The following is a 23,529-nucleotide window of genomic DNA, read 5'->3' as shown; positions in this document are numbered from 1 at the left end:
TACTATGGCCTATCTCGATGTTATGCACTCAAACTCTCTCAATTTCGCTGGTTCGCACCATTTCGCGTCCTGCCACTTGGCTCAGACACACCCATTGGACGAAAGACTCTGACTTCTGGTACGAGACAAACGTGGGGTGGCAGAGAAGAGCCCCGTGCGACTCTTCAGACATGCCCTGTATGCTGCCGCCTGGACGGGTCCCACGTACTCCGCCCCCGGCCACCCTATCATGTCTCCCGGGGTCCTTGCCCTCAAAGTCCTTCGTCCTGCCTAAATGGGGGCGGGTGGGGCGCTAGTACTTTGCTGCAGGGTCATGCCCTTCCAGCCATAGTCGGCTTCCCCCACCCAAAGCGGCACATCTATCGGCACACCGCCCTCTCAGGCGGCGAGACCTAACTGCTCCGCCCGCCAGGCCCCCAAGGCCCTGGCCGGATCATAGCTACACTGCTTCCTGACCAGGGTGAACAGCACCCGCAACAGCTTGCACGCCAGCGCCACCAGGGCCTGCTTGCCCTTGAGCGGGTTCTGCTGGCGAGTCCTGAAGTGCTCGTACAGCGCTCGAAACTCCCGGTTCTTGGCGGCCGCCGTCATCGCCATCTGGTACAGCACGTGGCGCAGTCCAGGCCGGCCGCGCTTGCTGATGGGCGTCCGGCTGCGGTCCCGCTGCCCCGACGTGTTCTCTGTCAGGTTGTAGCCTGCCAGCTTGCGGAGTTGCCGCCAGTCCGCATACCGGCGCAGGTCGCCTACCTCGCCTAGGAAGGCAGCAGCGGTCACCACACCGACCCCAGGCACGCTCAGCAGGTACCGGGCGAGGCCCGTCTTCTCCAACGCCTCGGCCATTGCCGCCTCCGTCTCCGCCAACCGTTCCTTCCAGAAGATCACTTCTTGGAGGATCTGCCGCAGCTGGAGCCGGGCGGCGTCCAGCCCGTACGGCACCCCTATAGACCGCCGAGCCGCTTCCTGCAGGTCCTGGGCCCGCCGGAGCCCAACCCGCCGGTTGCTGGCAGCCCGGAGTTCCGCCGCCAGCTGAGTCACTGGCACCGCCAGCACGTCCTGTGGAAACGGCCGGTACTGCAGCACATACAGCGACGCCTGACCGAGCGGGTCGGCAAACACCTCCGTGTACTCCGGGAAGTACTCGTCCAGGAGCGCCTGCAGCTGGTTCAGGGCGGCGTTCAGCTTCCGCCGGTGTTGCTGCCGGGCCTGGGTTAGGATCCGCAGTTCTGCATAGACCCCGTCTGGCAGATACGGCACGGAGAACCGGCCTTGCAGGACCAACTGGGCGTTGAGCCAGGCGTCTTTACGGTCGTTCTTCGTGGGCGAGTTATCGTCCAGTTCCTTGCTCGCCTTGACATGGGCCGGGTTGACGATGACCACCGTGAAGCCCGCCTGCTGGAGATACCACGCCAGCGGCTTCCAGTAGTGCCCGGTCGGTTCCATCCCCACCACCACGCGGGTAGCGCCAGCCTTCTCCTTCGCTCGTGCGATCTTTCCCAGTAGACGGTCGAACCCTTCCCTGCTATTCTGGAAATGGAAGGGGCTGCCCACGGGCACCTCGGTCCGTCCGTCGACCACCCAGGCCCAGTGCTTCCGCTTGGCGATGTCGATACCGACCACCACCGTGGGTTCACCTCGGACCAGGGCCAATTTCCTGGCTCGCTGCTTCAATTGCATTGCGTTCCGTGACCTCCTGTTACGAGTGGTGATTACCTTTCACACCCTACCGTATCAGGAGGCCTTTACTTTTCTCAACGCCGTCCTACATCATTACAGGACTGCTTTGCTGACTTCTGCCGGTTCAGCCGGGCCTCCCGACCCGGGTTACCAGCGTTGCTGGCGTTCCCGGCAGACCTCCCCGGGTAAGGACGCTGACCTTCGCCCCGCACCCGCCCCATCTACTGCACCGCCTTTTGGCAGCCTCGGGTTTTGCTGTGTCATGCCAGCTCACCCTAGCGGCACAGCCTCGTATGAGGTTCGTGTTCCTCGGGTCGTGGCTTTGCCTCCGGCTTCCTCCAGATTCCGCCTCGCGACGGACGCCCTTGCCTTTGGCTAACGGGCTGATGCTGCCTCGCCCGTAGCGGACTTTCACCGCCAAGTCAGCGCCCATGCCGGGCGCACATGAAGCGGGCGGAGGCTGTCCTCCGCCCGCTATATATGCAGCTGCCGCCCGCATCATGCACGGCGTCGCCGCAGGCCACGCATGGGCCCGTCGCTAGCAATACGGCGCCATGCGCTCCAGCACCCGCTCCCGGCCGATGAGATAGATGGTCTCGAACAGGCCCGGGCTCGCGGTGCGGCCGGTAATGGCGACCCGGATCGGCTGGAAGCTCTCCTTCGGCTTCAGGCCCATTTCCTCCTGGGTGGAGCGCACAAGCTTCTCGATGGCCGGAATGGTCCACTCCACCGTGCGCAGCCCTTCGCTGACCCGCTGGAAGAACGGCTTCACCGCGTCGGTGAGGAACTTCTTCGCCGCCTTCTCGTCCACCTCGATCTCGTCCTTAAGGAAGATGTCCACGTGCTCGGGCACTTCGGCCAGGGTCTCGACCCGCTCGTGCACCTGAGCCATGACCTCCTTGAACCAGTCCCAGTTGGCCCGGGCCTTCTCCTCGGTGTAGAGGCCCGACTTCACGACGAACGGCAGCGCCAGCTCCGCAAACTCATCCAGACTCTTCTTGCGGATGTAGACGCCATTCATCCAGTTGAGCTTGTTCCGGTCAAAGACCGAGGAGGCCTTGGTGACCCGGCCGAGGTCGAAGTCGCGGATCAGCTCGTCCTTCGTGAGGAACTCCCGGCCCGACTCCGCGCCGGGCGGCGTCCAGCCCAGAAGGCTCATGAAGTTCAGCATGGCCTCGGGCAGGTAGCCCTGCTCCCGGTAGTCCCGAATCGCCGCATCGCCCTTGCGCTTGGAGAGCTTGCCGCCTTCCGGGTTGGTCATGTGGCCCAGGTGGCCGATCTCCGGAACCGGGAAGCCCAGCGCCCGGTAGATGAGCAGTTGCACCGGCGTGTTGGAGATGTGCCCCTCGCCCCGCAGGATGTGGGTGATCTTCATCGTGACGTCGTCGATCACCACCGCGAAGTTATAGAGCGGCATGCCGTTGGCGCGCATGATGATGAAGTCGCCGATGGAGTCGGTGGGGAACTCGATGGGCCCCCGGATCAGGTCGTTGTAGCCGATGACCTCGCCCTTGGGCACCCGGAAGCGGAGCACCGGCTTGCGCCCCTCCGCCTCGAAGGCCGCCTGTTGCTCCGGCGTGAGGTCGCGGCAGCGCCCCTTGTACTGGTAGGGCCGGCCTGCAGCCTGCGCCTCCCGGCGGTCGGCGTCCTCCTCTTCCTTCGTACAGTAACACTTGTAGACATGGCCGCTCTCCAGCAGCTGCTGGGCGTACTGCCGGTACAGCTCCAGCCGCTCGGTCTGCCGGTATGGACCATACGGGCCGCCCTTGTCGGGGCCCTCGTCCCAATCGATCCCCAGCCAGTCCAGGTCCTCGAAGATCACCTGCTCCCACTCGGGGCGCGACCGCTCCCGGTCGGTGTCCTCAAACCGCAGGATGAACTTCCCGCCGTGCCTCCGGGCATAGAGCCAGTTGAACAGAGCCGTGTGCACGTTTCCCACGTGGATGGGACCGGTGGGGCTCGGTGCAATGCGTACGCGAATGGTCATGTTGTGCCGTCCCCTCTTTCTGAAAATGAATAAGCCCCGTCCGCTTAGGGACGGGGCTCTGCCCGCGGTACCACCCTAGTTAGGCCTCAGCCTCACTCGGTTCCCGATAACGGTGGGTGGCCGTTCGGCTTACTGACTGCACCGGCTCGATACCTGTGCAGCGTTCAGCGCGAAAGCTCCAGGGCCTCTTCGGCGGACGTGGGCGCCGGTTTTCACCAGGCCCGGCTCGCTGCAGCTCCACGCACCCGCGTACTCTGCCCTCTCATCGCCGTGCGATTTCTCTGCAGTATTCTACCGCGCCGCGCCGGCGAAATCAAGTTTTGCTAGATCTCGCGCCGGCCTTCCAGGGCCTTGGCCAGCGTGACCTCATCGGCGTACTCCAGATCGCCGCCCATGGGCAGGCCCCGGGCGATGCGCGTCACCTTCACGCCCAGCGGCTTGATGTACCGGGCGATGTACATGGCCGTGGTCTCGCCCTCGGTGTTGGGGTTGGTACAGAGGATGACCTCCTGCACCTGCCCGTCGCCCAGGCGGGCCACCAGCTCCTTCACCCGGATGTCGTCGATGCCGATGCCTTCCATCGGGTTCAGGGCCCCGTGGAGGACGTGGTACAGGCCCCGGTACTCCCGGGTCTTCTCCATGGCCACCACGTCGCGCGGCTCCTGCACGACGCAGATTGTACTCCGGTCGCGATCCTCGTCGGCGCAGATGTGGCAGGGATCCTGATCGGTCAGGTTGCAGCAGACCGAGCAGTACTTCACCTTTGCGCGGGCCTCTACCAAGGTGCGGGCGATGCCCTCGACCACGCTACGGTCCATGTGGAGGATGTGAAAGGCCAGCCGCTGCGCGGTCTTCGGGCCAATGCCCGGCAGTTTCGTCAGCTCCTCGATCAGGCGGGCGATGGGCTCAGCGTAGTACATGAACGGCTAGAACAGGCCGGGGAAGCTGGGCAGGCCGCCCGGCATGACCTTCTTCATCTCGGCCTCGGCCAGTTCCTCGGCCTTCTTCATCCCGTCGCTGATCGCCGCCACGATCAGATCCTGGAGCATCTCGATATCATCCGGATCCACGACCTCGGGCGCAAGCTTGACCTCCGTCACCCGGCGGTCGCCGGTCACGGTCACCCGCACAGTCCCGCCGCCCGCGGTGCCCTCAACCGTCATCTTCGCGATCTCTTCCTGCGCCTTGGCCATGTTCTTCTGCATCTTCTGGACCTGGCGCATGATCTGCTGCATGTTACCGCCACCCGGAATCATCAGGAGCCCTCCTCGTCGTGTTCATGGATCAGATCTGGGGGAAAGATGCTGCGCAGCCGCTCCATGAGCGGGGAGTCCCCCTCCGCGGCCGGCTCCGGCTCCGCCTCCCGGGCGGACTGCTCACCCGGGTCGGACGCCGGGTTTAGCCCGGCCAGTTTGGTCTCTGCTTCCTCCGGCGAGAGAATCTCCACCTGCAGCTCGCCCAGCCCGGCCTGCTCCAGCGCCTTCTCGATCGTCGCCTTGTCCTCGCGCCGCCGGAGCAGCTGGGCAAAGACCTGCGAGCTGGCCACCAGGTAGAGCATCTTGCCCCGCAGGCCGCCGATGCGGGCCGAGGTCGAAAGCAGCCGGTAGGTGCTGGTCCGGGAGGTGCGGACGAACTCCAGCACCTGCCCCCAGGCCTCCACCACCCGCTCCACCCCGGAGCCGACGGGCGCCGCGTCGGAAGCGCCGGCGGCAGGCGGCGTCGGGGTCGCCGGTCCACCCCCGCCGGACGGCTCTTCTGCCCGCGCGGCACCAGCCTCATCCTGGCGGCGCCGGCGCGCCGGCGCGGGGGCCGGCGCGGAGGCCTGCGCAGCGGCCCGTGCAGGCGCGCGCTCCTCGGCCCGATCCTCCTCGGCTCCGCCTGTGAACAGCCCGGTCAGCCGAATGAGCGCCACTTCCACCAGCAGCCGGGGCGAAGGGGAAAGGCGCAACTCGGTCTCCGCCTGCCCCAGCAGCCGGATGGCGCCGATGAGCTGCCGCTCCGTAAACGGCTCCGCCCGCGCCCGCATCTGCTCCAGGGCCTCCGGCGGCAGGCCGAGCACCGCTGCGCCGGCCTCCAGCTTCACCAGGAGCAGGTCGCGCAAGTGGGCCAGGTAGTCCCGCACCAGCTGGCGCAGGTCCTTGCCCGCACGCACCATCTCGTCCAGCCAGAGCAAGGCGGCCCCGACGTCGCCCTCGATCAGGTGGCCGTCCAGGGCCAGGAACTGATCCAGCGGGGCCGACCCCAGCACGGCCAAAGTCATGTCAAGGGTGATCTCGCCCTCCGCCGCGTAGGCCATCACCTGATCCAGCAGCGACAGGGCGTCGCGCATCCCGCCGTCGGCCTGGCGGGCGATGGCCGTGAGCGCCTCCGGGCTCGCCCTCAGCCCCTGCGCGGCGCAGACCTCCCTGAGCCGCCCCACGATCTCGTCGACGGAGAGCCGGCGATAGTCGAAGGCCTGGCAGCGGGAGAGGATGGTGATGGGCAGCTTCTGCTTTTCGGTGGTCGCCAGCACGAAGAGCACATGCGACGGCGGCTCCTCCAGCGTCTTCAGCAGCGCGTTGAAAGCCGGCTCGGTCAGCATGTGCACCTCGTCGATGATGTAGACCTTGTACTTCAGCTCCACGGGGGCGAAGTTGACCTTGTCGCGCAGATCGCGGATCTCATCGATGCCGCGGTTGGAGGCGGCGTCGATCTCGATCAGGTCGAGCGCCTCGCCCGACGTGATCCGCCGGCAGGCCTCGCACTCGTTGCAGGGTTCGCCGTCCTGCGGGGCCAGGCAGTTGACCGCCTTGGCCAGGATGCGGGCGACCGTGGTCTTGCCCGTGCCGCGCGGTCCCGAGAGCAGGTAGGCATGATGAAGCCTGCCCTGCACGAGCGCGTTCCGCAGGGTGCGGGTGATATGCTCCTGTCCGACGACGTCGCTGAATCGCTGGGGACGATACTCCCGATACAGTGCAAGATGAGCCAAGCTGATCGCTCCTGCCGGAATCGGACTGGCCTTACCCAATTCTACCCGGCGCCCCCGATTCCCTTTCGCTACCTAATCCAGCGAGCCCGGTGGCGCCAGCCACGCGTGCCTCAGGTCGTACCGCGCGCCCAGCGGCCGCACACGCAGCCCCTGCAGTTCGGGGCTCACCGCAAAGTAGCGCAGCGGGTGGTAGATCGGCGCCACCGGCGCCTCCGCCAGCAGCATCTGCTCGCCCTCCCGAAGCGCCGCCGTCCGCGCCGCGCCGGCGGCCACCCCGGCCCTGGCCAGAAGGGCGTCGTACGCCGGCTTGACCCAGCGGGCGCTGTTGCCCGGGTGGGCCGTGGTGAACGGGGCCAGCAGCGCCAGCGGATCATCGTGTTCGGCAACCCAGCCCTGCAGCGCCAGGTCGAACTGGCCGAAGCGCACCCGCTCCAGCCGCTGCGCGAAGGGCACCGTGTGCAGCTCCACCGTCAGCCCCTCCAGCCGCTCCTCCAGCGTGCGCTTCACAGCCTGCGCGAGGCCCGCGGCCTCCTCGGCGTGGAGCAGGCTCAGCGTGATGCGGTCGACCCCCAGCGCGGCCCGGGCATCCGCCCAGAGCCGGCGGGCCTCCAGCAGCTCTTCCCCGGGCAGCGCGCCGGCCAGCAGCTCGCCCACCAGCGAGCCCTCCGACCAGAGTCCGTCCAGCACGGCGTCGCTCACCGGGCCCTCCTCCGCCGGCGGCCAGCCGCCGGCCAGCGAGGGCGGCACCAGGCTGCGGGCGGGCAGCCCCGCCTCCCCCACCGCCTCAGCCGTCACCCGCGCCGCATCCAGCGCCAGGGCGATGGCCCTGCGCAGATCCGCATTCGCCAACCGGGGCTGGCTGGTGTTGAAGACGAGGCCCATCGTGGCCGGCTGGGCCATGGCCTGCGCGCCGGGCGCCTGCTCGGCCAGGTCGGCCGGCAGCATCGCCAGGTGCAGGTAGCCCATCTGGAAGAGGCGCAGGGCCTCGCGCGGGTCCGGCTCCACGTGGTAGGTGACGGCGTCGAGCCGGATGGCGGACCGGTTCCAGTAGTGGGGATTGGGCTCCAGCTTCAGCGCGAAGGGCCCCGGGCCCGTGAGTTCGGCGTCGTGGTGGCCGTGAACCGCGAGTCCGCCGTCCTTGAGGACGAAAGGCCCGTTGCTCACGAGGCCGAAGGGCAGGTCGGCCCGGCGCGGGGCCAGGGCCGGGTGGGCCGTGTAGCCGGGCCAGGCGGGGTTCGGGGCCTTCAGGGTCACCTGAAGGCGGCGGTCGTCCAGCGCCGCCACCGCCACCCCTTCCCGCAAGCCGGCGGCCTGCTCCGCGAAGTCCGGCACGGCCGGGTCCAGCCCGCTGTAGGCCTCGGCGCCGGCGATCTCGTAGAGCAGGTGGGCGTTCACCGCCCCCACCTCCGGGTCCAGCAGGTGCAGCCACGCGCGGACAAAGTCGTGGGCCGTCACCGGCCTGCCGTCGCTCCACCGCGCATCAGGCCGCAGGTAGAAGGTGAACTCACGGCCGTCGGCCGACTCCCACCGCTCCGCAGCGCCCCCGGCCGCATCGGGCGTGCCGCCGGGCGCAACCAGTCCTTCCATGAGATTGCCCAACACGTCGAGGAGCGCGGGGTCGGCCGTCAGGGCCGGATCCAGCGTCGCCGGCTCCACCGCCAGGTGCAGCCGCACCTCGGCGTGGGCAGACGGCTCCCCGGCCGGCTGTGCCGCGGCGCCGGAATCGGTCTGGGCGGCGGCCACGCAGCCGCCGAGCAGCAGGGCCAGCGCCGGCAGGAGGCTCAGCACCCCCCGTCGTAACATGGAACTCCCCCCAATCGTGCGATTGAGGGGAGATTCTCCATTTCCAGGAAATAGTCCTTCTTCCTGGGATACCCATTTTCATTGAGGGGTGCGCCGCCGCTCGCGGAAGAACCGCTTCATGATGGCGCCGCACTCTTCCGCCAGCACCCCGTCGCGCACCTCGACCTGGTGGTTCAGGCCGGGATTCTGCAGGATCTCCAGGATCGAACGGTCGGCCCACGCCTTGGGGTCAGGCGCGCCGAACACCACCCGGTCGATCCGGCTCTGCAGGAGCGCGCCGGCGCACATGGGGCAGGGCTCGATGGTGACGTACATCGTGCAGCCCGTCAGCCGCCAGCCGCCCAGCAGGCGGCCGGCCTCCCTGATGGCCAGCACCTCGGCGTGGGCCGTGGCGTCGTGCGTGGTCTCGCGCAGGTTGTGGGAGCGGACGATGATCTGGCCGTCGCGAACGACCACGGCGCCGATGGGCACCTCGCCGATACGAGACGCCTTCTCGGCCTCGAGCAGGGCCTCGCGCATGAAGGCTTCATCACGCATGGCGATCGCCCTCCTGTGAAGCAGCGGCGAAAGAGCAGGCCACGGTCGGGTGGCCTGCTCTTGCTCGCCGCTATTGGCTTTGGCGGAGAGGGTGGGATTCGAACCCACGGTGGCTTGTTAGGCCACGCTCGTTTTCAAGACGAGAGCCTTCAACCACTCGGCCACCTCTCCGGATCGTGTCAGGATAATAGTTTACACAACGGCCGCAGGCCTTGCAAGCGCGTTCCAGGAGAAGGCAGCGGCCCCGCGCCGCCATTTGCGCGGGGCCGCCACGTGAAGCCAACTGCCGCGGCAGACAGGCGACAGCCGCCTTTGAGCTTAATCGGCTTAATCGGCGATGCGGTCGCAGCGGGTGTATGGCCGCAGCGCCTCGGGCACGGTGATGGAGCCGTCCGCGTTCTGGTAGTTCTCCATGACCGCCGCCAGCGTGCGCCCCACCGCGAGGCCCGAGCCGTTCAGCGTGTGGACGAACTCCGGCTTGCCGCCGCCAGGCCGGTAGCGGATGTTCGCCCGGCGTGCCTGGAAGTCGCTCATGTTCGAGCAGGACGAGATCTCCACGTACCGCTCGTAGCTGGGCATCCAGACCTCGATGTCGTACTTCTTGTACTGGCCGAAGCCCATGTCGCCGGTGCACATGAAGACGCGCCGGTACGGCAGGTTCAGCGCCTCCAGCATGCCCTCCGCGTTTTCCACGATCTCCATCAGGGCCTGCTCGCTCTCTTCAGGCCGGGTGAAATGGACCATCTCCACCTTCTCGAAGTAGTGCTGCCGGATGAGCCCGCGGGTGTCGCGCCCGGCCGCGCCGGCCTCGCTGCGGAAGCAGCCGCTGAAGCCCACATACTTCAGGGGCAGCACGGACTCATCGAGGATCTCGTCGCGATGCATGTTGACCAGCGGTACCTCGGCGGTGGAGGCCAGGTGGTAGTCGGTGCCGGCCAGGCTGAAGACGTCCTCCTTGAACTTCGGGAACTGGCCGCTGCCGTAGTAGCTGGCCGTGTTCACGATCACCGGCGGCAGCACCTCGCGGTAGCCACGCTCAGTCAGGTAGTCGATGAAGAAGCTGATGAGCGCCCGGTTCAGCCGGGCCAGCCCGCCCTTGATCATGGTGAAGCGGCTGCCCGCCACCTTCGCAGCCCGCTCGAAGTCCAGCCCGTCAAGGGCCACGCCCAGGTCCCAGTGGGGCTTCACGGGGAAGTCGAACTGGCGGGGCTCGCCCCAGCGCTTGACCTCCACGTTGTCGTTCTCATCCTCGCCCACCGGCACGTCCGGCGCGGGAATGTTGGGCAGCTGGTAGAGCAGGTCCTGCAGCTCCTCCTCCACCTCCCGCTCCCGGTTGTCCAGCTCCTTGATGCGGTCGCCGATGGCGCCCATCTCGGCGATGATTTCGCTGGCATCCTGCCCCTGCTTCTTCAGCACGCCGATCTGCTTCGACACCTGGTTGCGGCGCGCTTTCAACTGCTCGACCTCGGTCAGAATCTGGCGCCGCTCCACATCCAGGGCCAGGATGCGGTCGAGGTCAACGGAAACACCCTTGTTGATCAGCGCCTTGCGAACGACGTCGGGATGGGTGCGAACGAACCTCAGGTCCAACATGGGTGATTACCCTCCTCATCAAGAGTCAGGGGAGGCGTCTCCGCCTAGCCTTTCCAGCGGCCGGAAAGATGATCCAGTTCCGCGAGGCCAGGTGTCAGGCTTCGGCGCAGCAGGTGGCAATCCCTCCCTGGGGACGGTCAGGCTTGGCCGCCCAGCGGCAGAGTGACCGCCTGAACGGTGGTGACCGCCATCGCCTCCCGCAGTTCTGCCACCAGGTCGGGGGGAGCGGGCTCATCGATCTGCAGCAGCATCAGGGCCTCGCCCCGCGGCTCGTGCCGCCCCAGGTGCAGCCCGGCGATGTTGATGTCCCGCGCGGCCAGGGCCATGCCGAACCGGCCCACCATGCCCGGCTGGTCCCGGTGCCGGCTGACGAGCATGTGGCGGGTGGGGGCCATGTCGATGTGCAGGCCGTCCACGGCCACGAAGCGCATCCCGCCGTCCCGGCGGAGCATGCCGGTCACCTGGTGCACGCCCTGGGACCCCTCAGACCGGACCGTGATCAGGCTGGCGGACGGCGACAGGGTGCCGGCGGCGGCCGCCAGCCGGTCGGCGCCCCCGTTCTCGCCCAGCGGGGCGTGGGTCAGCGACTTGGACTCGTTGACCGTGAGCCCCCGCCGGCGGGCCAGGGCGGGCGAGTTGATATAGTTCACGTGGTCGCCGAGCTGGGTGGCCAGGTAGCCCTTCAGCACCGTGTTGGTAAGCAGAGCCGTGGGGTGCTTGGCCAGCTCGCCGCTGTAGGTGACGGTGATCGCATCCGCCTGCCCCGGGAAGGCCTGGGCCAGGAAGGAGCCCAGCGTCTCGGCCAGGGGCAGGTGGTCGGTGACGATCTGCGCGCCGTCACGCGGGATCTGCGGCAGGTTCACCGCCTCGGGCACCAGCTCGCCCCTGAGCACCCGCAGCACGTACTGGGCGATGTACCGGCCGTTGGCGTCCTGCGCCTCGGCGGTGGAGGCGGACAGGTGCGGCGTGACCACCACGTTGGGCAGGCTGAAGAGCGGGCTGTCGGTGCAGGGCTCCGCCGCGAAGACGTCCAGCGCGGCGCCGGCCAGCCGGCCCTCCTTCAGCGCCGTGTAGAGCGCCTCCTCGTCCACCATGCCGCCCCGGGCGCAGTTGACGATGCGGGCGGTGGGCTTCATGAGCGCCAGTTCGGCCGCCCCGATGAGCCGGGCGGACTCAGGGGTCTTGGCGGCGTGGATGGAGAGGAAGTCCACCCGGGGCAGGAGCTCGGGAATGGTGGGCACCAGGGTCACGCCCAGGTGCTCCGCCCGGCTGGACGGCACGTAGGGGTCGTAGGCGAGCACCCGCATGCCGAAGGCCCTCGCCCGCACGGCCACCTCGGACCCGATGCGGCCCAGGCCGATGATGCCCAGCGTCTTGCCGTGCAGTTCGGTGCCGACGTAGGTCTTCCGGTCCCACCGGCCCTCGCGGGTGAGGGCGTGGTGCGCCTGGGGGATGTTGCGGGCCACGGCGATGAGCAGGCCGAAGGCGTGCTCGGCGGTGGAGTAGGTATTGGCGCCGGGCACGTTGACCACGACGACGCCCCGCTCGGTGGCCGCATTCACGTCAATGTTGTCCACGCCCACGCCGGCCCGGCCGACGACCTTCAGCCGGGTGCCCCGCGCCAGCACCTCCGCCGTGACCTTCGTCTCCGACCGGGTGATGATGGCGTCGTACTCGGGGATGATCTCCAGCAGCTCCGCCGGCGTCACCTTCCGGACATCCACCTCATGCTCAGCCTTCAGGAGGCTGATGCCCGTCTCTGAAATCGCTTCCGTCACCAGGATCTTCATCGGGTATCGCCTCCTTCACGAATTCTCAGCTCTGCTGGGCGTCCAGCCAGACCTGCTGGGCCGCCGCCACGGCCCGGCCCACCTGCACCTCGTAGCCGCACTGCGCCAGCGCCATCTCGGTGGCCGCCAGGGCCTGGAGCACATCGCCGGGCACCACGTAGCCCAGGTGGCCGATGCGGAAGATCTTGTCCGCCAGGTCCGCCTGCCCGCCGGCCAGCTGCACGCCGAACTGCTCCCGGGCCACTTTGCGCAGCCGCTTCGGGTCGACGGGAGAGACCACCGCCGTGACCGAGTTGGACGCCGTGGCCTCGTTCCGGGCGAGGAGCGTGAGGCCCATCGCCTTCACGCCGGCCCGGCACATCTCACCCATGAGCCGGTGGCGGGCCCACGAACCCTCCAGCGTCTCGGTCTCCAGCAACCCCAGCGCCGCCCTCATGGCGTACAGGAGGGAGATGGCCGGGGTGTACGGGGTCTGCCACTTCAGCAGGCTGTTCTGCGCCGCCTTCAGGTCCCAGTAGAAGCGGGGCATGGTGTTGGTCTCTGCGGCCGCCCGCGCCCGCTCGGAGAAGGCGATCATCGACAGGCCGGGCGGACACATGAGCGCCTTCTGCGCCCCGGTGAGCACCACGTCCAGGCCCCACTCGTCCATCTCCAGCGGCAGGGCGCCGAGGCCGGATACGGAGTCGACCATGATCAGCGCCCCGTGCTCCCGCACAACCCGGGCGATGGTCCGGACGTCGTTGGTCACCCCGGTCGAGGTCTCGTTGTGCTGAACGAGCACCGCCTTGATCTTCTTCTCGCGGTCCTCGGCCAGCTTCTCGGCGATGCGTTCAGGGTCCGCGGCCTCGCCGGGCTCGAACTGCAGCCGCTCCACCGCAAAGCCCAGCTTTGTGGCGACTCTGAACCACCGCTCGCCGAAGTCGCCCACCGAGACGCTCAGCACGGTGTCGCCCGGGTTCAGGGTGTTGACCAGCGCGGCCTCCCAGCCGCCCGATCCGGCGCCGGGGAAGACGTAGACCGGCTGCCCGGTGCGGAAGACCTTCTTCAGCCCCTCCGTCACCTCTTCGAAGAGGGCGCTGAAGGCCTCACCCCGGTGGTTGATCATCGGCTGAGTCATGGCCGCCGCCACCTGCGGCGGAATCGGCGTGGGTCCGGGAATCATCAGCAGGGACTTCTCTCTCAGCATGATCAATCTGCCTCCCCTTCGAAAAAACTCAGGCCCCGCCCCCGGCAGTCCGGTCGCGTGCGCGTTGACCGGCTCTGCCAGGGACGGGGCCCTTTCCCCGCGGTGCCACCCTGCTTGGCTGCAGCAGGACAGCGCCATGCCCCACCGGCGGAAACAGAAGACTCCCGCCCCCAGCGTCAGGGACGGGAGCTAGACTCCCGCGGTGCCACCCGGACATTGGCGCCGGCCTAGCCGGCAGCCCACTCGTCTCGGCGATAACGGGCCGAACCCGACCGGGTCATCCCCGGACCCTCGGGGGGCGGAACAGATTCCACGGCCACCGGCTTGCACCCGCCGCCGGCTCTCTGCAGACCGCAACGGAACCCTTTTCCCCCGTCATGGGGCGATGTTAGGGTGCAGTATAGCACCCGATTTCACAAGATGCAACCGTCTCTGAAAAAGATCCTACTTTTGGAGGAGTCCCGCACCCGGCTGATGGTCGCTAGTCGTCGTCGCGCGTGACCACCTGGGCGACGGCCGAAACCCTGTCGTTGGCGTCCAGGTTCATGAGCTGCACGCCCTGGGTGTTGCGCCCGATGCGCCGCACCTCCTCGACGGGGATGCGGATCAGGACCCCCTGCTCGGAGACGAGGATGAGGTCGTTGCCCTCCGTGACCACCTTGATGCCCACCAGGCGGCCATGCCGCTCCTCCACCAGCTGGATGGTGATGACGCCCTTGGCGCCGCGCCGGTACGTCGGGTACTCGCTGAGCAGGGTGCGCTTGCCGACGCCGGTCTCGGTCACCACCAGCAGGTCCGCGTTGGGCAGCACGCCGTCCATGCCCACGACGTACTCGTCGGGGCCGAGCGCGATGCCCTTCACGCCGCGGGTGTCGCGCCCCATGGGCCGCACGTCGTCCTCGTGGAAGCGCAGGGCGTAGCCGGCGCTGGAGACCAGGATGATCTCGTCGTTGCCCCGGGTGAGGCGGGCGCCCACCAGGGTGTCCCCCTCCTCCAGCTTGATGGCGATGATGCCGGTCGACCGGACATTCTCGAACTCGGTGACCGCGGTCTTCTTCACCCAGCCGCTGCGGGTGGCGAAGAAGATGTACGCGACCTCTTCTTCGACCTCCTTCACAGGGATGACCGCGTTCACCTTCTCGCCCGGCAGGAGCGGGATCAGGTTGACGATCGCCGTGCCGCGGGCCTGGCGAGAGGCCTCGGGGATCTCGTAGCACTTCACGCGGTAGACGCGGCCCTGGTCGGTGAAGAACATCATGTGGTGGTGCGTGGTCGTGATGAAGAGGTGCTCGATGAAGTCCTCTTCCTTGGTGCCCGCGCCCTGCACGCCGCGGCCGCCCCGCCGCTGCGAGCGGTAGGTGCTGAGCGGCACCCGCTTGATGTAGCCGGTGTGCGAGATGGTCACCACGACGTCTTCCTCGGCGATGAGGTCCTCGATGTCGATCTCGCCGTCGTCCGCGGTGATGCGGGTGCGCCGGGGGTCGGCGTACTTCTTCTTGATCTCGCCGAGCTCCTGCTTGATGATGTCAAACTGCATCTTCTGGGACCCCAGCACCGCCCGGTAGTAGGCGATGCGGTCCTGCAGCTCGTCGTACTCGTCCTGCAGCTTCTCCCGCTCCAGGGCGGTCAGCCGGCGGAGCTGCATGTCCAGGATGTGCTGCGCCTGCACTTCGGTGAACCCGAAGTTGCTCATCAGGCGGGTGCGCGCCTCGTCCGTCGTGGGCGAGGAACGGATGGTGTTGATTACCTCGTCGATGATGTCCAGGGCCTTCAGCAGGCCTTCGAGGATGTGGGCCCGGTGCAGGGCCTTCTCGAGGTCGAACTGGGTGCGGCGTACGATGACCTCGACCTGGTGCTGCACGTAGTGGTGCAGCATCTGCTTCAGGTTGAGCAGCCGCGGCCGGTTCTCCACGAGGGCCAGCATGATGATGCCGAAGTTCTGCTGAAGCTGGGTGAACTTGAACAGCTGGTTCAGAATCACGTGCGGGTTGGCGTCCCGCCGGAGCTCGATGGCGATCCGCAGGCCGGTGCGGTCGGACTCGTCCCTGAGGTCCGTGATGCCGTCGATCTTCCGGTCGCGGTGCAGCTCGGCGATGCGCTCGATCAGCCTGGCCTTGTTGACGCCGTAGGGCAGCTCCGTCACCACGATGCGGTTGCGGCCGTTCTGCAGCGTCTCGATCTGCGTCCGGGCCCGCATGGTGATGGAGCCCTTGCCGGTCTGATAGGCCTTCTTGATGCCGTCGCGGCCGAGGATGAGGGCCCCGGTGGGGAAGTCCGGGCCCTTGATGATGCTGTTGAGCTCCTCGATGCTGACGTCGGGCTGGTCGATCAGCCGGACGATGCCGTCGATCACCTCGCCCAGGTTGTGGGGCGGGATGTTGGTGGCCATGCCCACCGCGATGCCCGTGGAGCCGTTGACCAGCAGGTTGGGGAAGCGCGACGGCAGCACCGTCGGCTCCTTCTCGCTGTTGTCGAAGTTGTCCTCGAAGTCGACGGTGTTCTTCTCGATATCGGCCAGCATCTCATGGGCCAGCTTTGAGAGGCGCGCCTCGGTGTAACGCATGGCCGCGGGCGGGTCGCCGTCGATGGAGCCGTAGTTGCCCTGGCCGTCCACCAGCGGGTAGCGCAGCACGAAGTCCTGCGCCATGCGCACCATGGTATCGTACACGGCCGAGTCGCCGTGGGGGTGGTACTTACCGAGCACGTCACCGACCGTCTTGGCCGACTTGCGGTACGGCTTGTCCGCGGTGTTGCCGCTTTCGTACATGGAATAGAGGATCCGGCGCTGCACCGGCTTCAGGCCGTCCCGGACGTCGGGCAGGGCCCTGCCGACGATGACGGACATGGAGTACGTGAGGTACGACGTCTCCATCTCCTGCTGGATCTCTTTCTCCAGAATCCGCTGTGCGAAGTCTCCGGCCACAAGCTTGTCCTCCTAAACGGGGAGTCGGTCCAGCGCCTAACCGATGGTGTCGAGGTTCTGGACGCGATGGGCGTTCCGCTGGATGAACTCCCTGCGGGGCTCGACCTTCTCTCCCATGAGGGTTTCGAAAATCCTGTTCGCCTCGGCGGCGTCCTCCATCGTCACCCGGAAGAGCGTCCGCTTTGAGGGATCCATCGTGGTCTCCCAGAGCTGCTCCGGGTTCATCTCGCCGAGACCCTTGTACCGCTGCGGCTTGTCGGTCACGCCGCCGATGCGGGAAATGATCTGGTCCTTCTCCTGCTCGGAGTAGGCGTAGTAAACCTGTTTGCCCTTCCGGATCATGTACAGCGGCGGGTTGGCGATGTAGAGATATCCCGCCTCGATGAGGGGCCGCATGAAGCGGAAGAAGAACGTGAGCAACAGGGTGCGGATGTGGCTGCCGTCCACATCGGCGTCGGTCATGATGATCACTTTGTGATACCGGCACTTGGAGACGTCGAAGTCATCGCCGATCCCCGCGCCCACGGCTGTGATGAGCGTGCGGATCTCCTCGTTGGAGAGGATCTTGTCGATCCGGGCCTTCTCGACGTTGAGGATCTTGCCCCTGAGGGGCAGAATCGCCTGCGTGCGCCGGTCGCGGCCCATCTTGGCGGAGCCCCCTGCGGAGTCGCCCTCCACCAGGAAGAGCTCCGACTCGGACGGATCCCGGGAGGAGCAGTCGGTCAGCTTGCCCGGCAGCGCAGTGATCTCAAGGGCGCTCTTGCGCCGCACAAGCTCCCGGGCCTTGCGGGCCGCCTCGCGGGCCCGCGACGCGCTGATCGCCTTCTCCACGATGCGCTTGGCGATGGTGGGGTTCTCCTCCAGGAACTCGGAAAGCCCCTCGCTCACCGCGCTGGCGACGAAGGTCTCCATCTCGGAGGAGCCCAGCTTGGTCTTGGTCTGCCCCTCGAACTGGGGATCCTGCATCTTCACAGAGAGGATGGCGGTCATGCCCTCGCGGATGTCCTCGCCCGCCAGGTTGTCCTCGTTCTCCTTCAGCAGCTTCTGCTTCCGGGCGTAGTTGTTGATGACCCGCGTCAGGGCGCTCTTCAGGCCCGTCTCGTGCGTGCCGCCCTCTATCGTACGAATGTTATTGGCGAAGCTTAAAATATTCTCGCTGTACGCGTCGGTGTACTGGATGGCCAGCTCCATCTCGTGGGTGTCGGTGGCCTTGAAGATATAGATCGGCTTGGCGTGCAGGGGCTCCCGGGACCGGTTCAGGTACTGCACGAAGGTCTGGAGGCCCTCGTTGTACTTGAAGCGGTACTCCGCATTCTCCTTTTCATCGATGAAGCGAATGAACAGCCCCTGGTTGAGGAAGGCGGTGTCCCTGAGGCGCGCCACAATGGCCTCCGGATCGAACTCCACCGACTCGAAGATGGCGGGGTCCGGCCAGAAGCGCACGTAGGTGCCCGTTTCCTTGGTGTCGCCCGTGCGACGCAGAGGGTAGCGGGCCTTGCCGCCGTTCTCGAACTCGACTTCGTAGACGCCGCCGTTCTGCCTGACCTGTACGTAGAGCTTTTCGGAGAGCGCGTTGACCACCGCCGCGCCCACGCCGTGCAGGCCGCCGGAGACCTTGTAGGCGCCCCCGCCGAACTTGCCGCCGGCGTGCAGGACGGTATAGACGGTCTCGACGGTGGAGATGCCCGTGCTGGGATGTATGTCCACGGGGATGCCGCGGCCGTTGTCCAGGACCGACAGCGAGCCGTCGCTGTGCAGGGTGACCACGATCGTGTCGCAGAACCCGGCCAGCCGCTCGTCGACCGCGTTGTCGATGATCTCCCAGATCAGGTGGTGCAGGCCGCGCTGCGAGGTGCCGCCGATGTACATGCCCGGCCGGCGGCGCACCGCCTCGAGGCCTTCGAGCACCTGAATCTGCTCCCCGGTGTACTCTTCCGTACCGTGGGTGTTCAGATGGTGCATCGCGGGCTGGGTACTGTTCCTTTCGTCAGCCACAGAGGTTCCTCCCTCATTTAGGTAGCGCTTTCAATATCAGAGCAATGCTATCACATCGCAAGAGTTATCACAAGTGACAGACTCGGACCCCGGAACGCTAGCCGAAGTGCGCCGCGGACACGCTGCGCCGCTTCAGCGTCGTCGCGGAAATGGGCGACAGGATGCCGCCGCGGTCCGTGAGCACGAGGCTGCGGGGTTCGCCGCCCTCCACCTGGATCAGGCGGTTCTCCTGTTTCAGTTTTTCCAGCAGCTCCAGCGTCGCGCCACCCCTTCTGGCGCTGCGCAGGTTCAGGATCGCGATCACCTGACGCAGTCCCACCACCACGTCAGCTCCCACGTGGAGGTACATCAGCCCAACCCCCTGTCATCCAGGACTACCGTGCCCGCGCGCACGCGAAACAGGCGGTGGCTTTCCGGCCACTCGCGCACCATCAGGTCTTCCAGGTCGGTACAGGTGATGAAGCTCTGGACCCCCTCCCGCACGGCCGACAGGAGGTAGTGCCGGCGATGCGGGTCGAGCTCCGATGCGACATCATCCAGGAGCAGCAGAGGGGACTCGCCGATCTCCTGGGTCATGAAGTCCAGCTCCGCCAGCTTCAGGGCCAGGACGGCCGTGCGCTGCTGGCCCTGCGAGGCGTAAAGGCGCGCGTCGCGCCCCGCGATCCAGAACCCGACGTCATCCCGGTGCGGACCCACCAGCGTCACCTGGCGCCGCCGCTCCTCGTGGCGAACGCGCGCCAGGGCCCTCTCCAGCCGCCGGCGGACGCTCTCCAGGTCGGCCGCCTCGTCTTCATCGCCGACGCCCTGGCTGTGGTAGGCGAGCCGCAGATCCTCGCGGCCCTCGGCCAGCATCTCGTGGTAGCGTGCGGCGATGGGCGAGAGCCGGCGAATCGCCTCGGCCCTGCGGACCACCAGCCGGGCCCCGGTCTCGACCAGCTGCTCATTGTAGATCGCCAGCAGCCCCTCATCCACCACGGACTCCTTCAGCAGCGTGTTGCGCTGCGCCACCAGCCGGTTGTAGGCCATGAGGTGATGAAGGTAGGTCTGGGAGATTTGCGACAGCTCCATGTCCAGGAAGCGGCGGCGGCCGGAGGGCGGCCCCTTCAACAGCTGCAGATCGTCGGGCGAGAACAGCACGGCCGCCAGGCTCCCGACCAGGCGTGCGATCTTACGTTCCGCGATGCCGTTGATCTTCAGCTGCTTGCGGGTCTTCAGGCCGTAGCGCAGCTCCAGGTCGATGGTGCCGGTCTTGCGCACCACCTCGGCGCGGGCCAGGAGCTCATCCCTGCCCTCCTGGATCATGTCCTGATCGCGGGAGGTGCGGTGGCTCCTGCCGGTGGCCAGATAGTGGATCGCCTCGAGCAGATTGGTCTTCCCCTGCGCGTTGTCACCGTACAGAACATTCAGTCCCGAAGAGAAGTGGACGGTCGCCGAATCGTAGTTGCGGAAGGAGCCCAGTTGCAGCGTGGCCAGATACAACCTCATTCCCCCTCGCGGCGGAGCAGCCAGAGGCCGGCGCCCTCCACGCGCACGCGGTCGCCCGGGCGCAGCTTGCGGCCGCGCCGGCGCTCGGGCTCGCCGTTGACGGCGACCAGGCCGGAGGCAATCAGGGCCTTGGCGTGGCCGCCGGTCGCGGCCACGCCCGTCCACTTCAGAAAGGCGTCCAGGGTGATGTATTCGGTGTGGATTGTGACGATCTCTTCGGCCATGGCGGGATTTCCCTAGAGCGTGATCAGGGGCAGCACGACGTAGAGGAACTGGCTGCTGTCGGCCGGCTGGAGCCGGGCGGGGTTGCGGCTGCCCGAGCACTGGAAGCGGAACTGCTTCTCTTCCAATACTTTGAGGAAGTCCAGCAGATAGCGCGCGTTGAACCCGATGTCCAGCGGATCGCCGGTCATGCTGCTGACGGCCAGCTCCTCATAGACCTGGCCGACCTCCGGGGTGTTGGAGGTGATGGTGACCTTGTCGGCCTGGAAGCTGATCTTGACGGCGCCGTCCTTCGTGATCAGGGTAGCGCGCTCCAGGGCCTCCATGAACTCGTCGCCGGGCAGCACGGCCTCGGTGGGGTAGGTTTGGGGCACCAGCCGCATCACATCGGGATACTGGCCCTCCAGGAGGCGGGAGATCACCCGCACGTTCCCCAGGTCGAAGAACACCTGATTCGCGGTGACGGCCACGTGGACCTGGCTCTCCTCGTCGCCGGTGAGGAGCCGGGTCAGCTCGTTCAGCGACCGGCTGGGGATAATCACCGAGAAGCTGTGGCCCTGTGCATTCTCTGCGGCCGTCTCGGCGTAGGCGATGCGTACACCGTCTGTGGCGGTGCCGGTCAGCGTGCTGTCGCGCAGCTTGAACAGCACGCCGGTGAGCCAGGGCTTGGACTCGTCGTGGCCGGCGGCAAAGGTGGTCTGACGGAGGAGATCCCGCAATAGACTCTGACTGACGGTGAACGACGAGGCCCCGTCAACGTCGGGGAGGGCGGGAAACTGGTCGGCCGCGAAGCCGTGAATCACGTACTGCGAGCGGCCCCACCGCAGGGTCGCCACGTGGTTGTGGTAGTCCACGGAGAGCTCGATGTTTCCATAAGGAATGCGGCGGATCAGATCCGCGAAGTAGCGGGCCGGAAGGACGATCTCGCCCTCGCTGATTACCTCACAGGACGTGACGGCCTCGATGGCCAGCTCCATGTCGGTCGCGCGGATGGTGAGGTTTCCATTCCGGGCGGAGAGATAGACGCCGGACAGGACCGGGATCGTGTTCTTGGTGGAGACGGCCCTGGCAACTGTGGCGAGCGTCGCATTCAGGCTCTCCTGGCTGATCAGGATCTTCACTCGAAGCCCTCCCTCTGTGGCACCTTTCGGGTAAAACGGCGCATACCTTACCTGTTAGTAACAATGGTCATTGTAGCAATGATCATTGTAGAGGCTGTGGATATGTGGAAAAGCCCGTGGATAACTAGAGCGGCGGGAATCGCGGGGCGCGATAACTTGTGGGTATTGCCGCGCGATCTGTCCACACCGGCCCAATTCGCTGGGGACGCGCCGCTATTCGGCGCGGATGCGCGCGATCAGCTGCTCGATGGTGTGCGCGAAGGCGGGATCCTTCTCGATCTCCTTCGCGATCTTTTCGCAGGCGTGAATGACCGTGGTGTGATCGCGGCCGCCGAACTCCTCGCCGATCTTGGGCAGTGAGTTGTCGGTGAGCTCCCGGGAGAGGTACATGGCGATCTGGCGGGGGTACGCGACGGCGCGGGAGCGGTTGCGCACCTCGAAGTCTTGCATCCGGATGTTATAGTGTTCGGCCACCACCTGCTTGATTGCGTCGATGGTGATCTGTTTCGGCCGGTGCGGCGGCAGGATGTCCTTCAAGGCCTCCACGGCCAGGTCGTAGGTGAGGGGACACTTGAGCATGTTGGCATAGGCGACCACCCGCGTGAGCGCCCCCTCGAGCTCGCGGATGTTCGTCTCGATGTTGGTCGCGATGTAGTTGGTCACCTCGTCGGGCACGTGCAGTTCTTCATTCTGGGCCTTCTTCCGCAGGATCGCCGTGCGCGTCTCCAGGTCGGGGGGCTGGATGTCGCAGATCAGGCCCCACTCGAACCGGGAGCGCAGGCGGTCTTCCAGCGTGGGAATCTCCTTCGGCGGCCGGTCGGAGGAGATGACGATCTGCTTGTTGGCCTCGCGGATGGCATTAAAGGTATGGTAGAACTCCTCCTGGGTGGCCTCCTTGCCCGCCAGGAACTGGATGTCGTCGATCAGCAGCACATCGACCTTCCGGTACCGGTTTTGAAAGGCGCTGGTGGAGCCTTTCTGAATGGCCATGATGAACTCGTTGGTGAACGTCTCGGTGGAGACGTACGCGACCTTGGCCGTGGGGTTGTGCTGCAGCACGTAGTGGCCGATCGCATGCATGAGGTGGGTCTTGCCCAGTCCGACGCCGCCATAGATGAAGAGGGGGTTGTACGTGCGCGCGGGCGCCTCGGCGACGGCGAGCGCGGCCGCGTGGGCGAACCGGTTGCTGTTGCCGACGACGAAGGTTTCGAAGGTGTATTTTGGGTTAATGTAGCCGAACAGGCGCACGGGCTGTTCGGCGGCTGGGGCGGTGGCGCCGGCCTGCAGCTCCGCGATGTTGGGGCCCTCCACGGGATCTGTGGCCGGCTCTTCAATGACGTTGGGATTGGCGACGAACTTGAGCTGCATGTTGCGTTTGGTGAGATCGCGCAGGGCCTGGCGCAGCAGGGGAGCGTAGCGCGACTCCATGCGGTGTTTCGCAAATTCCCCCTGTACGCCGACGATGATCGTGTCTTCCACCACTGCCACGGGACGCGTGGCCCGCACCCAGTTTTCAACAGCAGTCTTCGAGGTATGTCGTTCCAGGTGGTCGATGCACTGCTGCCATACTTCAGACAACTCCGTCTTCATAGTGCAGTGGCCCCCTCGGTACGGAAAATATCGCCAGCACGACCGCGGCGTATCAACATCTTATACACAGCCTTGTCCACAACTTGTGCATAAAAAGATGTGAGCCTGTTCCGACCCCCGCTTCGCGGAGGTGGACGGGCTTGACTTGATCATACCAGAGCGCGGGAAAGTTATCAACAAACTCTGCCCGGGGTATCCCCACTCGTTTCATTGTCTGGGGAAAGGGTACGGCATACTCCGGATAACCTCCTGCCCGCGCGTGGATAAGCTGTGAACTGGAATCCACAGCCGCCGGTTTCTGGGGATGGACTGTGTGTGGAAACTGGGGAAGAACCGCTGCGAACCGGGCCCCGTTTTTCCACCGGTACGATCTGGCTTGACGGGCAGTACCTGACTTCGGTATAATCCGCGTGTGTCTTTTTGCGGTACCGGTTAGGGGGTGTTCCGGTTGAAGCGCACGTTCCAGCCGCATAATCGCTCGCGTAAGCGGGTTCATGGCTTCCTGAGCCGCATGAGCACTCGGGCCGGCCGCAGGGTCTTGAAGGCCCGGCGCCTGAAGGGTCGGAAGCGCCTTACCGTATAAGCCGCGACGGCCTCCCGTCGTGGCTCTTTTTCCATAAAAGGAGAGGGTGGAGAGGGAAGCGCCGGTCTCAAG

General features: G+C 66.5%; 18 protein-coding genes, 1 tRNA gene and 1 other annotated feature. Of the genes, 1 reads left to right on the top strand and 18 read right to left on the bottom strand.

Features of this window, described 5'->3' with window-relative positions:
* Positions 1-378: 378 nt before the first annotated feature.
* The 18 genes from ACZ45O_RS14145 to dnaA all read right to left on the bottom strand — a co-directional run bounded on the left by ACZ45O_RS14145 (position 379) and on the right by dnaA (position 22,874).
* Entirely contained in the window at positions 379-1,674 is a 1,296-nt protein-coding gene (locus ACZ45O_RS14145; RefSeq protein ID WP_464853875.1) for an IS110 family RNA-guided transposase, read from the bottom strand.
* Positions 1,675-2,212: 538 nt separating this feature from the next.
* On the bottom strand, positions 2,213-3,661 hold the full coding sequence (gene gltX, locus ACZ45O_RS14140) for a glutamate--tRNA ligase (protein ID WP_464853873.1): 1,449 nt from the start codon (positions 3,659-3,661) through the stop codon (positions 2,213-2,215).
* A gap of 43 nt (positions 3,662-3,704) precedes the next feature.
* Positions 3,705-3,936 (bottom strand) — a binding site (T-box leader).
* A gap of 48 nt (positions 3,937-3,984) precedes the next feature.
* The gene (gene recR / locus ACZ45O_RS14135) at positions 3,985-4,581 is read right to left on the bottom strand and encodes a recombination mediator RecR (protein ID WP_464853871.1); all 597 of its coding nucleotides are present in this window, start codon (positions 4,579-4,581) and stop codon (positions 3,985-3,987) included.
* 6 nt (positions 4,582-4,587) lie between these two features.
* Complete coding sequence (locus tag ACZ45O_RS14130; RefSeq protein WP_464853869.1) at positions 4,588-4,896, bottom strand: YbaB/EbfC family nucleoid-associated protein; 309 nt, start codon at positions 4,894-4,896, stop codon at positions 4,588-4,590.
* 20 nt (positions 4,897-4,916) lie between these two features.
* A complete protein-coding gene (gene dnaX / locus ACZ45O_RS14125; protein WP_464853867.1) occupies positions 4,917-6,629 on the bottom strand; it encodes a DNA polymerase III subunit gamma/tau in 1,713 nt (570 codons plus the stop codon).
* A 72-nt stretch (positions 6,630-6,701) separates the two neighbouring features.
* Entirely contained in the window at positions 6,702-8,432 is a 1,731-nt protein-coding gene (locus tag ACZ45O_RS14120; protein WP_464853866.1) for a peptide ABC transporter substrate-binding protein, read from the bottom strand.
* A gap of 78 nt (positions 8,433-8,510) precedes the next feature.
* On the bottom strand, positions 8,511-8,969 hold the full coding sequence (gene tadA, locus ACZ45O_RS14115) for a tRNA adenosine(34) deaminase TadA (protein ID WP_464853864.1): 459 nt from the start codon (positions 8,967-8,969) through the stop codon (positions 8,511-8,513).
* An 80-nt stretch (positions 8,970-9,049) separates the two neighbouring features.
* Positions 9,050-9,140 (bottom strand) — tRNA-Ser (locus ACZ45O_RS14110).
* 156 nt (positions 9,141-9,296) lie between these two features.
* Positions 9,297-10,562, bottom strand: a complete 1,266-nt coding sequence (gene serS / locus ACZ45O_RS14105) for a serine--tRNA ligase (protein ID WP_464853863.1) — start codon at positions 10,560-10,562, stop codon at positions 9,297-9,299.
* A gap of 137 nt (positions 10,563-10,699) precedes the next feature.
* Entirely contained in the window at positions 10,700-12,352 is a 1,653-nt protein-coding gene (gene serA / locus ACZ45O_RS14100) for a phosphoglycerate dehydrogenase (protein ID WP_464853862.1), read from the bottom strand.
* 25 nt (positions 12,353-12,377) lie between these two features.
* The gene (locus ACZ45O_RS14095) at positions 12,378-13,538 is read right to left on the bottom strand and encodes a pyridoxal-phosphate-dependent aminotransferase family protein (protein ID WP_464853860.1); all 1,161 of its coding nucleotides are present in this window, start codon (positions 13,536-13,538) and stop codon (positions 12,378-12,380) included.
* Positions 13,539-14,019: 481 nt separating this feature from the next.
* Complete coding sequence (gene gyrA / locus ACZ45O_RS14090) at positions 14,020-16,461, bottom strand: DNA gyrase subunit A (RefSeq protein WP_464853858.1); 2,442 nt, start codon at positions 16,459-16,461, stop codon at positions 14,020-14,022.
* 36 nt (positions 16,462-16,497) lie between these two features.
* Positions 16,498-18,423, bottom strand: a complete 1,926-nt coding sequence (gene gyrB / locus ACZ45O_RS14085; RefSeq protein WP_464857778.1) for a DNA topoisomerase (ATP-hydrolyzing) subunit B — start codon at positions 18,421-18,423, stop codon at positions 16,498-16,500.
* A gap of 130 nt (positions 18,424-18,553) precedes the next feature.
* The gene (remB, locus tag ACZ45O_RS14080; RefSeq protein ID WP_464853856.1) at positions 18,554-18,805 is read right to left on the bottom strand and encodes an extracellular matrix regulator RemB; all 252 of its coding nucleotides are present in this window, start codon (positions 18,803-18,805) and stop codon (positions 18,554-18,556) included.
* Positions 18,805-19,941 (bottom strand): DNA replication/repair protein RecF, encoded by a 1,137-nt coding sequence (gene recF, locus ACZ45O_RS14075; RefSeq protein ID WP_464853854.1) that lies wholly within the window; start codon positions 19,939-19,941, stop codon positions 18,805-18,807. The genes remB and recF overlap by 1 nt, the downstream gene beginning before the upstream one ends.
* Complete coding sequence (yaaA, locus tag ACZ45O_RS14070; RefSeq protein ID WP_464853853.1) at positions 19,938-20,165, bottom strand: S4 domain-containing protein YaaA; 228 nt, start codon at positions 20,163-20,165, stop codon at positions 19,938-19,940. The genes recF and yaaA overlap by 4 nt, the downstream gene beginning before the upstream one ends.
* A gap of 12 nt (positions 20,166-20,177) precedes the next feature.
* Entirely contained in the window at positions 20,178-21,284 is a 1,107-nt protein-coding gene (dnaN, locus tag ACZ45O_RS14065; protein ID WP_464853851.1) for a DNA polymerase III subunit beta, read from the bottom strand.
* A 213-nt stretch (positions 21,285-21,497) separates the two neighbouring features.
* Positions 21,498-22,874, bottom strand: coding sequence for a chromosomal replication initiator protein DnaA (gene dnaA, locus ACZ45O_RS14060; protein ID WP_464853849.1), 1,377 nt, complete (start codon positions 22,872-22,874; stop codon positions 21,498-21,500).
* Positions 22,875-23,322: 448 nt separating this feature from the next.
* Between dnaA and rpmH the strand changes: the two genes are divergently transcribed.
* Positions 23,323-23,457, top strand: a complete 135-nt coding sequence (rpmH, locus tag ACZ45O_RS14055) for a 50S ribosomal protein L34 (protein ID WP_464853847.1) — start codon at positions 23,323-23,325, stop codon at positions 23,455-23,457.
* The last annotated feature ends 72 nt before the right edge of the window (positions 23,458-23,529 follow it).

The organism is Symbiobacterium turbinis (assembly GCF_055383075.1).
Note: the sequence above shows the minus strand (reverse complement) of the source record. Positions and strands in the feature narration are given on the sequence as shown.

Excerpts from the sequence above, each read along its gene's own strand:
- ACZ45O_RS14095 (WP_464853860.1), bottom strand. The coding sequence starts at position 13,538 with ATGCTGAGAGAGAAGTCCCTGCTGATGATTCCCGGACCCACGCCGATT.
- ACZ45O_RS14145 (WP_464853875.1), bottom strand. The coding sequence starts at position 1,674 with ATGCAATTGAAGCAGCGAGCCAGGAAATTGGCCCTGGTCCGAGGTGAA.
- recR (WP_464853871.1), bottom strand. The coding sequence starts at position 4,581 with ATGTACTACGCTGAGCCCATCGCCCGCCTGATCGAGGAGCTGACGAAA.
- dnaA (WP_464853849.1), bottom strand. The coding sequence starts at position 22,874 with ATGAAGACGGAGTTGTCTGAAGTATGGCAGCAGTGCATCGACCACCTG.
- yaaA (WP_464853853.1), bottom strand. The coding sequence starts at position 20,165 with ATGGCCGAAGAGATCGTCACAATCCACACCGAATACATCACCCTGGAC.
- recF (WP_464853854.1), bottom strand. The coding sequence starts at position 19,941 with ATGAGGTTGTATCTGGCCACGCTGCAACTGGGCTCCTTCCGCAACTAC.
- remB (WP_464853856.1), bottom strand. The coding sequence starts at position 18,805 with ATGTACCTCCACGTGGGAGCTGACGTGGTGGTGGGACTGCGTCAGGTG.
- gltX (WP_464853873.1), bottom strand. The coding sequence starts at position 3,661 with ATGACCATTCGCGTACGCATTGCACCGAGCCCCACCGGTCCCATCCAC.
- serA (WP_464853862.1), bottom strand. The coding sequence starts at position 12,352 with ATGAAGATCCTGGTGACGGAAGCGATTTCAGAGACGGGCATCAGCCTC.
- serS (WP_464853863.1), bottom strand. The coding sequence starts at position 10,562 with ATGTTGGACCTGAGGTTCGTTCGCACCCATCCCGACGTCGTTCGCAAG.
- tadA (WP_464853864.1), bottom strand. The coding sequence starts at position 8,969 with ATGCGTGATGAAGCCTTCATGCGCGAGGCCCTGCTCGAGGCCGAGAAG.
- ACZ45O_RS14130 (WP_464853869.1), bottom strand. The coding sequence starts at position 4,896 with ATGCAGCAGATCATGCGCCAGGTCCAGAAGATGCAGAAGAACATGGCC.
- gyrB (WP_464857778.1), bottom strand. The coding sequence starts at position 18,423 with ATGCACCATCTGAACACCCACGGTACGGAAGAGTACACCGGGGAGCAG.
- ACZ45O_RS14120 (WP_464853866.1), bottom strand. The coding sequence starts at position 8,432 with ATGTTACGACGGGGGGTGCTGAGCCTCCTGCCGGCGCTGGCCCTGCTG.